The 1,656-nt window shown below is 38.3% G+C and carries 1 protein-coding gene; it reads left to right on the top strand.

What is annotated here, in order from left to right; translation table 11 throughout:
• Positions 1 to 314 precede the first annotated feature (314 nt).
• Positions 315 to 1,656, top strand: a 1,342-nt coding sequence (locus E1171_RS01705) for a S1C family serine protease (protein WP_155203455.1), incomplete at its 3' end; no start/stop codon positions are given.

The raw sequence follows: 1,656 nt of genomic DNA, 5'->3' as shown, positions 1-1,656 counted from the left end.
ATTTTCAGCATTACCTTTTCTTTCAAACCTTCCAATAACATTTTGTTTCAACTTCAAAATCATAAAAATACCCTCTTTCAATCTCTGATTTTATTTCTTAATTAAAAACCATCTCCCTACACTACCATCTTGCGAAACCAGAAAGCTTTCACTTTCAGAGCCCACTTTATGCACTTTATTACTTTCACTTGATTATTTGCCCCCCTTTTTAATTTTTTCTTTCAAGATTGAATTATCCTTATCAAATAAATCTTTTTTAAGAAAAGGTGGGAAATAACCCCCATCTTGATTAGGCATTTGAGAGAGAAGGAAAATTGGGATCAATAAATAAAAAACAGTACCTGCTTAACCTGCTAATAGCTTCTTTTGTAGGAGGAATGCTTGCCTTGGGTGGAGATTATATAGTCACTCAAAATATCGAACCAAAACCCAATTCCTATCCAAGAAATTATCCTCCATCGAATTTATCAGGTGATAAAAAAGAAAGTAATCGTATTGAACAAGTCCATCTGGATTTTAGTCATGCTTCATCATTGGCAACCCAGGCCGTTGTACACATACGTTCGGTCTATCCCTCCAATCTAAAAAAGGGAGAAAATAGCAGCTCCATGGGAAATTGGTTTAAGGATTTCTTTGAAAAAGATAAATTACAACCTAATGATGAAAACGAAAATCCACTAGAAGGTAAAGTTGCAGGTTCAGGAGTATTAATCTCTCCAGATGGGTATTTGATTACCAACCTACATGTAATTGAAGGTGCTGAATTAATAAACATTACCCTAGCCAATAACCAAAGGTACCAAGCAAATATTATTGGGGTTGATCCTACCACTGATCTAGCTTTACTCAAAATTGCCGGATTGGTCTTTCCTTATCTAAAGTTTGCTAATTCGGATCAACTTCAAATAGGACAATGGGTTCTGGCTGTAGGAAACCCCTTTGACCTACCTTCCACGGTAACTGCTGGAATTATTAGTGCCATAGCCCGTAATATTGATGTTTTACAAAACCAAGATGGTCTGGAAATTGAATCTTTCATTCAAACCGATGCTGCTATCAACCCCGGAAATAGCGGAGGTGCCTTAGTGAATGTAAAAGGGGAATTAGTTGGAATTAATACTGCCATTGCAACTCCAACAGGATCTTATGCGGGCTATTCATTTGCTGTTCCGTCTGCCATTGTCAAAAAAGTAGCAGAGGATTTATTGGAGTTTGGAAGGGTAAAAAGGGGTTTATTGGGCATTCGTGTAAAAGATGTTGACGCAGCACTTGCAAAAAAAGAGGGGTTAGATAATTGTCAGGGGATTCTTATTTTGGAGGTGAAACCAGGGGGTGCAGCTGACCAGGCTGGAATACGAAAGGGAGATGTTATAGTAGGGATTGAGGGTTTTGAAGCACTATCTATCGCTCAACTTCAAGGACATGTGGCCCGGTACAGACCAGGAAAAAGAATTGCACTACTAGTCAAAAGAGGCTCCAGAGAATGGACCACCTATGCAATCCTAAAAAATAAGAATGGGAATATTACTCTTCCTGAAGAGTTAAAGGCATTGGAAATAGAAGGAGTCTCCTTCCGATCTATTGATGTGCGAATACAAAACCGATTGGGCATTCCACATGGAGTAGAAATTCTTCAGTTAAAGTCTGATAGGTGGC

This window comes from Xanthovirga aplysinae, from assembly GCF_009711365.1.
Classification (GTDB): Bacteria; Bacteroidota; Bacteroidia; order Cytophagales; family Cyclobacteriaceae; genus Xanthovirga; species Xanthovirga aplysinae.
The sequence above is the reverse complement of the archived record's forward strand: the minus strand, read 5'-3'. Positions and strand labels throughout refer to the sequence as shown.